Here is a 7,158-nt window from a genome sequence, read left to right as displayed (position 1 = left end):
GATTAGCGTTCGTCGCGACGACCGCCTACTGCCGCCCAAATCCGGCGCACATGCACGGTCACTTCTTCGCGGTCGTGATAGAGCTGGCGTGCCTGAATTTGCGCATTCACACCTTGCGCTTTCAGCGCTGCATCGATCATCGCCAGGTTCTGCGTCACCTCTTCATAGCGCTTTTTCATTGGCAGCTTGAGGTTGAAAATGGCTTCACGGCACCAGCCGTTGACCAGCCACTCTGTCATCAGGCTGGCAACGCGCACCGGTTTTTCCACCATATCGCACACCAGCCAGCTGATGTTGGTGCGGGGCGGACGGAATTTGAAGCCATCCTCGCGGCAGTGCGTCACCTGGCCGGTGTCCATCAGGCTGGGCGCCATCGGGCCGTTATCCACTGCATACACCCACATACTGCGTTTCACCAGCTGATACGTCCAGCCACCGGGACAGGCGCCGAGATCGACGGCGTACATGCCGCTGCCCAGTCGTTCATCCCACTCATCCGCCGGTACAAAGACGTGGAACGCCTCTTCCAGCTTGAGCGTGGAGCGACTTGGCGCATCGGAGGGAAACTTCAGGCGCGGAATGCCCATATAGAAGGGTGAGTTGTTCTCCGGCAGCGAATACCCCACGTAGCAGGTGCCGGGCGCGATAAAGAACACGTGCACCACCGGGCGCTTCGGACTTTCGTAATTCAGCAAGATCTTGCTGTCGCGCAGGCTGGCGCGCAGCGGTACGGTGAGCTTACGGCAGAATTTTGTCAGCTCTTTGGCTTCGTTGGTATCCGGCACTTCAACGCGCAGTTCACCGCCCTTCTCGACCACCCCGGTCAGCATGCCGGTAATCGGTGTAATCCGATCCTCCGGCGGCAGATCGCGCAGCAGCTCGCCCACCACCAGCATCTGGCGGGCAAAAATCAGTTCCGCAAACGGCAACGTGCGCAGCAGCTTTTCGGCATCTTCCGGCTGGTAACACTCAAAGAGCACGTAACCCGCGTCATCTTTTACGCGCGGGAAGCCGTAGATTTCACGTTCTGCCGCTTTGGCACTGATCTCTGCCGCACACTCTTTTTCAAATCCTGGACGGCAATAGAGTAAAACTTTATTCATCGCGATCTGCCTTTCGTTTCAGACGCAGCGCGCCAATCAACATCAAAAACCAGCCAATCAGGAAGCACAGGCCACCCACTGGCGTAATAAATACCCAAAACTTCAGGTGTGACAGCGCCAGACAGTAGAGGCTGCCGCTGAACAGAACCGTGCCAAGCGCCATCGCTGCACTGCTCCAGTAGAACCAGATATTGGCGCGACGCAACATGGCGGCGCCAATACCGATAATAGCCAGCGTGTGATAAGCCTGATACTCAAGACCAGTATGAATCCACGCCATCTCGGCCGGGCCGAGGGATTTACTCAGCACATGGGCGCCAAAAGCGCCAAACGCCACCAGCACAAAGCCGCTGATGGCGGCAAAAACAAACATGGCACGACTGGACATGTCATTATCCTCAAGGTGAAACCGCAACATCACTGTGCGGTAAACGTCGCATTAGTGGTCATAGCGAAAACGGAATTTTTCTTGTTCAGTTGCGGCTTTTTCCAGAATCCACTGACGAAAGGCGGCTATTTTACCCAGTTCTGCCTGGCTGTCATGACAAACCAGATAAAAAGCGTTTTTACTTACCAGTACATCGTTAAAGGGGCAGACTAAACGGCCCGCCTCGATCTCGCTCTGCGCCATCACGTTGTTCGCCAGCGCCACGCCCTGCCCATGAATAGCCGCCTGTAGCACCATCGCGCTGTGGCTGAAGATCGGCCCCTGCTGCACATTAATGTGCTGCAAGCCCAGCTGGCGGATATAGGACTGCCAGTCACGGCGCGAGGCATCATGCAGTAGCGTAAAGTGCGCGAGATCGGCCGGAGACTTTAACGGATTATCGCCCGTCAGCAGCAAAGGTGAGCAAACCGGCAGCAGGTATTCGGCATAGAGTTTTTCCACCCGCAATCCAGGCCAGTTGCCGCGCCCGTAAAAAATCGCGACGTCAACATCGTCCGCCAGTTTCTCCTCATCGCGGTCTACGGCCTGGATCCGCACATCGATGCCCGGATAAGCCAGATTAAAGCTGGAGAGCCGTGGCACCAGCCACTGAATGGCAAAACTGGGCAGCAGGCTAACGGTGAGTGCGCCTTTGGCACTGCGCGCCTGCAATTTGCGCGTGGCGTCGTTCAGGGCGGAGAAGATCTCCTTGATATCCAGATAGTAGCTTTGACCCTCTTCGGTCAGTAAAAGCGAACGATTCCTCCGGCGAAACAGCTTGAGGCCAAGAAAATCTTCCAGAGATTTAATCTGATGGCTGACAGCTGCCTGGGTAACAAACAGCTCCTCAGCGGCTTTAGTAAAGCTTAAATGACGGGCCGCAGCATCGAAGACGCGAAGAGCATTAAGCGGCGGAAGGCGTTTTGACATGGTTTTCCGTATCCGGATTCACAGAGTAATACTTCAACTTATACAAAGTCGTTACGTATTAGTTTTTTTAATCCGAGACATTATAATTTGTCCGTTGAGGAAGCTCCAGCAAATACCTATAGTTGCCGCACTTCCTGAGCCGGAACGAAAAGATTTCTGGAAACGTGCGAGAGATCGCAGACTTTCGGAGAGCTTTTGGCTTGTGGTCGTGATGTTGTGTTTGCATTTTGATCTGACGCTTGCAGATCAAGCTTTTAATTCCTGTAGATTTACCCTGTCTGTCCATAGTGATTTTAAATAGCACCGCAAATTGCGGTGCTTTTTTTTATCCTACACATCCCTGTGTATCCTGCTCCGGGCCATTATGAACCCGATGGCCCGGCGATGTTATCTGCTGCTTACTGCCCCATCTCAACCATCTCTTTAACGTCAGAACGGTTGATCTGCTGCTCATTGCCATTGGCATCTTTATAGCTGATCATACCGGTTTCATCGTCAACTTTTGGTTTGCCGTCCGCAACAATGGTGCGACCATCATTAGTGTGCATTACGTAGTTGCTGGAACAGGCAGCCAGGGTAAAGGCCATGGTACACACGGCCAGCACTGCGGCGAGTTTATTCATCTTCTATCTCCTTGCAGATTGATTGCATTAAACCACCCGCGTGCGCTAACCAACGGCAACAAACAGAGCAATCGACTAAAACAGGCCGATTGGCTATGCGGGTTTCGGTTCAAACCTTGCAATAATTAGCATAACGCGCTTTTACAGCTTTGCCAGGCAACAGACCGGCTTTCAGTCTGTTCCTGATAACTCATCAAGTGAGCTGAGTATGACCATTTTTTCTCCCGGCACCTTTCGTCAGCAGTTCCCTGCACTGAGCGATGCCGGTATCTATCTCGACAGCGCGGCCACCGCGCTCAAGCCGCAGGCGGTCATTGATGCGACCACGCAGTTCTATTCGCTGAGTGCCGGCACGGTACACCGCAGCCAGTTTGCCGCCGCGCGTGCGCTGACGGAGAAGTATGAGCAGGCGCGTGGCCTGGTGGCGCGCTGGCTGAACGCTGCGGACGATCGTCAGATTGTCTGGACGCGCGGCACGACCGAAGCCATTAATCTGGTGGCGCATAGCTGGCTGGCGCCGCGCCTGCAGCCTGGCGATGAGATCGTGGTCAGCGAAGCGGAACATCACGCTAACCTGGTGCCGTGGCTAATGGTGGCGCAGGCCTGTGGCGCCAAAGTGGTGAAGTGGCCAATTGGTGAAGATCGCCTGCCGGACATGGCCTTACTGCCGCAACTGCTCAGCGAACGCACCCGGCTGCTGGCGATCGGTCAGATGTCTAATGTCACGGGCGGCTGTCCGGATCTGGCCCGGGCGATTGCACTGGCGCACAGCGTCGGGGCGAAAGTGATGGTTGATGGCGCCCAGGGCGTGGTGCACTGCCCGCCGGACGTTCAGGCGCTGGATATCGATTTCTACGCCTTCTCTGGCCACAAGCTCTATGGCCCTATGGGCATCGGCGTTTTATACGGTAAAGCCGATCTGCTGGAGGCCATGCAGCCGTGGCAGGGCGGCGGAAAGATGCTGACGCAGGTTGATTTCAGCGGTTTCACGCCGCAGCCAGTGCCGTGGCGCTTTGAAGCCGGCACGCCCAATGTGGCTGGCGTGGTGGGTCTGAGCGCGGCGCTGGAGTGGTTATCACAGCATCACGCAGAAAAGGCTGAAATGTGGAGTCAGCAGCTCGCCAGCCTTGCCGAAGAGCAGCTGCGAGCGATTCCGGGGTTCCGCAGTTTTCGCTGTGGCAACGCCAGCCTGCTGGCGTTTGATATCGCGGGCATTCACCACAGTGATATCGTCACGCTGCTGGCAGAGCAAGGCATTGCGCTGCGTGCCGGCCAGCACTGTGCCCAGCCGCTGATGGCGGCGCTGGGCGTGAGCGGCACGCTGCGCGTCTCCTTCGCGCCCTATAATAGTTTGCAGGACGTGGATGCGCTGGTGCGCGCCATGCTTCATGCCGTGGAATTATTGAGTGAGTAACGCAATGACATCAGACCTGACAGCGCCACACCCTTTTGGCGATGTGATCACTGAAGCCAGCCTGACGGAGAAGTTTGCCCATTTTCACCAGTGGGAGGATCGCTACCGTCAGCTGATCCAGCTCAGCCGCCAGCTGCCTGCCTTACCGGATGAGTTAAAAACCGCCGACATTGAGCTGAGCGGCTGCGAAAACCGCGTCTGGCTCAGTAGCCAGCTGCGGCCCAACGGTACGCTGCATTTTTATGGTGACAGTGAAGGCCGCATCGTCCGCGGTCTGCTGGCGGTCTTGCTGACAGCGGTAGAGGGTAAAACGTCTGCGGCGCTGTTAGCACAGGATCCGCTGGCGCTGTTTGATACGTTGGGGCTGCGCGCGCAGCTTAGCGCGTCACGCAGCAGCGGCCTGCAGGCGCTGGCCGAGGCCGTCCAGCGCGCTGCCCGTGCGCATCAGGCTGACTGACGCACCGCACGCGCGAGGAATTTCTTAAGCGCGTGTGAGACGGCGACAAAACCAAAGGTGGCGGTCACCATGGTGGCGGCCCCGAAACCTGCCGCACAATCCATCCGTTTCGGCCCTTCGGCCGTGCTGCGTGAAGCGCATACGCTGCCGTCTGGCTGCGGATAGACCAGCGCTTCCGTCGAGAACACGCAGTCAATGCCCAGCTTGCCTTTGCTGTTTTTTACCACGCCGAAATCGCTTTTCAGCCGCTCGCGCAACTTCGCCGCCAGCGGGTCCTGAATAGTTTTAGCTAAATCACTGACCTGAATCTGCGTGGGATCGATCTGCCCGCCCGCGCCGCCGGTGGTGATCAACGGAATCTTGTTACGACGGCACCATGCAATCAGCGCCGCTTTCGGCCGCACGCTGTCAATGGCATCAATCACGTAATCGAATCCCGATGCCAGCAGTTCAGCGGTATTATCCGGCGTAATGAAATCATCAATACAGATAACTTCACACTCCGGATTGATCGCGCGCAGGCGCCCGGCCATTACTTCGGTCTTGGCCTGGCCGACACTGCCCTGTAGCGCATGAATCTGGCGATTGGTATTGGTGATACAGACATCATCCATATCAATCAGGGTGATTTTACCAATACCGGTGCGCGCCAGCGCCTCTGCCGCCCACGACCCTACGCCGCCAATACCAATCACACAGAAGTGCGCATCGGCAAACCGCTGCAGTGCGTCCTGCCCGTATAACCGCGCCGTACCACCAAAACGCTGCCGCCAGGCATCGCTTACCACTCTCATATCAAACCTTTCATTAGGGTGCGCAGCGATGCGCACCTTGCCAGAACCGGGCGCAAACAATATCAATTCGCGCCGATGATCAATGAACCATTATTGCCGTTTTGCGGATTGCTGAACAAGGGCTGGCCGGTACCCGGTGCCGCTTTCAGCACCCAGACGCGACCGTAGTGGTTATAGAAGCCCGCCAGATGTGCCGCATCCGGGCCAACGCCTTGATAGATGTCGAAGTGCTGGCCTTTGATCGCTCCGCCCACATCCAGCGCCACCATCAGGCGCATCTCATACTTGCCGTTGAATTTGCCCTTCTCATTTAACTGCGGCACTTCCGCCAGCAGCGCCGTACCGGCAGGTATCAGCGAGCGGTCAGAAGCCACTGACGCTTTGGCAATCAGCGGCACCGCGCTGGCGCCACGCACGGGAACGTACTCTTCCGGCTTAAAGAAGACAAAGGATTGATTGGTCTCCAGCACTTCACGCACCTGCTGCGGCGAATGCTCTTCGGCCCACTGACGAATCGCCTGCATCGACATATCTTCACGCTTCACTTCACCGCGATCGATCAGCTCTTTGCCGATACTGTGGTAAGCCCAACCATTTTTGCCGCTGTAACCAAAGAAGCGCAGTGGACGGCCGTCACCGAAATCAACGTAGCCACTGCCCTGCACGTCCATCATGAAGTTGTCGATGAGCGAGTTACTCCACGCAATGACATAGCGCTCATCCAGCGCGCCACTATAGATAGAGGCGCGGCTTGGCAGCTTCTGCCCGCGCGGACGCGGCGGCATACGGTAAATCGGATACTGGAACTCACCCTGACGGGTATAGCGCGCCTCCACAACCGGGGTGTAATAACCAGTGAACTGCACGTTACCGTAATTATCGGTGCCCTCCATCTGGTAAGCATTCAGGCCAAAGTTGCGCAGCTGGCGCGTATCGGCGCCGGAGAGCAGCCAGTTCTGAATTGCGCTGTAAGTGCCGGTATTACGACTATATAAGCCTGAGGACGCCGACTGAATCTGCTGCACCTGCAGGCCGAAATCACGGCCATTGACCGGACGCCCTTTGGCGTTCGGCTCATTCACCAGCCCGAGCGGCTGCTCCAGCTTGCCATCAATATATTGCTGACCGCGGTCGGTCGGCTTCGAGCTACAACCCGCTAACAGCGCGAAAAACGCGCCAGTAAGTGCATACTTCGCCCAGTGTCCTTTCATTACGTTCTCTTTTTCAGGTTGTTTGCCCGGCGACGATAGCAAAGGGACAGCGAGAATGAAATCTGCCACAGGCTACCGTGCTCACATCTGTACAATAAACCACCCAATGGCCAATTTATTCAGCAACTCTGTGTCTATTTAAGGCTTTAGCGCAAAAAGGGGTTGCATCATCACACACCAAGTGTATAGTGCGCATCCA

General features: G+C 56.4%; 8 protein-coding genes. 2 read left to right on the top strand and 6 right to left on the bottom strand.

Translation table 11 applies throughout. The features are described 5' to 3' along the window. Positions 1-2: 2 nt before the first annotated feature. From rlmM to HA48_RS21425, 4 genes are all read right to left on the bottom strand, one after another. Positions 3-1,103: a 23S rRNA (cytidine(2498)-2'-O)-methyltransferase RlmM gene (gene rlmM, locus HA48_RS21440; protein WP_128603118.1), complete on the bottom strand. Its 1,101-nt coding sequence runs from the start codon at positions 1,101-1,103 to the stop codon at positions 3-5. Next, complete coding sequence (locus HA48_RS21435; RefSeq protein WP_128603117.1) at positions 1,096-1,491, bottom strand: DUF423 domain-containing protein; 396 nt, start codon at positions 1,489-1,491, stop codon at positions 1,096-1,098. The genes rlmM and HA48_RS21435 overlap by 8 nt, the downstream gene beginning before the upstream one ends. A gap of 51 nt (positions 1,492-1,542) precedes the next feature. Next, a complete protein-coding gene (locus tag HA48_RS21430; protein ID WP_010616414.1) occupies positions 1,543-2,460 on the bottom strand; it encodes a transcriptional regulator GcvA in 918 nt (305 codons plus the stop codon). A 398-nt stretch (positions 2,461-2,858) separates the two neighbouring features. Beyond that, positions 2,859-3,083 (bottom strand): YgdI/YgdR family lipoprotein, encoded by a 225-nt coding sequence (locus tag HA48_RS21425; RefSeq protein ID WP_010616412.1) that lies wholly within the window; start codon positions 3,081-3,083, stop codon positions 2,859-2,861. Between the two features lie 208 nt (positions 3,084-3,291). Between HA48_RS21425 and csdA the strand changes: the two genes are divergently transcribed. Together csdA and csdE are read left to right on the top strand one after the other, a co-directional pair. Continuing rightward, a complete protein-coding gene (gene csdA, locus HA48_RS21420; RefSeq protein WP_128603116.1) occupies positions 3,292-4,497 on the top strand; it encodes a cysteine desulfurase CsdA in 1,206 nt (401 codons plus the stop codon). 4 nt (positions 4,498-4,501) lie between these two features. Further along, positions 4,502-4,954, top strand: a complete 453-nt coding sequence (gene csdE, locus HA48_RS21415) for a cysteine desulfurase sulfur acceptor subunit CsdE (RefSeq protein ID WP_128603115.1) — start codon at positions 4,502-4,504, stop codon at positions 4,952-4,954. Here the strand turns inward: csdE and tcdA are convergent. Both tcdA and mltA read right to left on the bottom strand, forming a co-directional pair. Further along, entirely contained in the window at positions 4,942-5,748 is an 807-nt protein-coding gene (gene tcdA / locus HA48_RS21410) for a tRNA cyclic N6-threonylcarbamoyladenosine(37) synthase TcdA (protein WP_128603114.1), read from the bottom strand. The two genes, csdE and tcdA, sit on opposite strands and share 13 nt — an antisense overlap. Positions 5,749-5,810: 62 nt before the next feature. Beyond that, positions 5,811-6,959 (bottom strand): murein transglycosylase A, encoded by a 1,149-nt coding sequence (mltA, locus tag HA48_RS21405; protein ID WP_128603113.1) that lies wholly within the window; start codon positions 6,957-6,959, stop codon positions 5,811-5,813. Between the last annotated feature and the right edge of the window lie 199 nt (positions 6,960-7,158).

Source organism: Pantoea wallisii (assembly GCF_002095485.1).
Lineage (GTDB): Bacteria > Pseudomonadota > Gammaproteobacteria > Enterobacterales > Enterobacteriaceae > Pantoea > Pantoea wallisii.
Note: the sequence above shows the minus strand (reverse complement) of the source record. Positions and strands in the feature narration are given on the sequence as shown.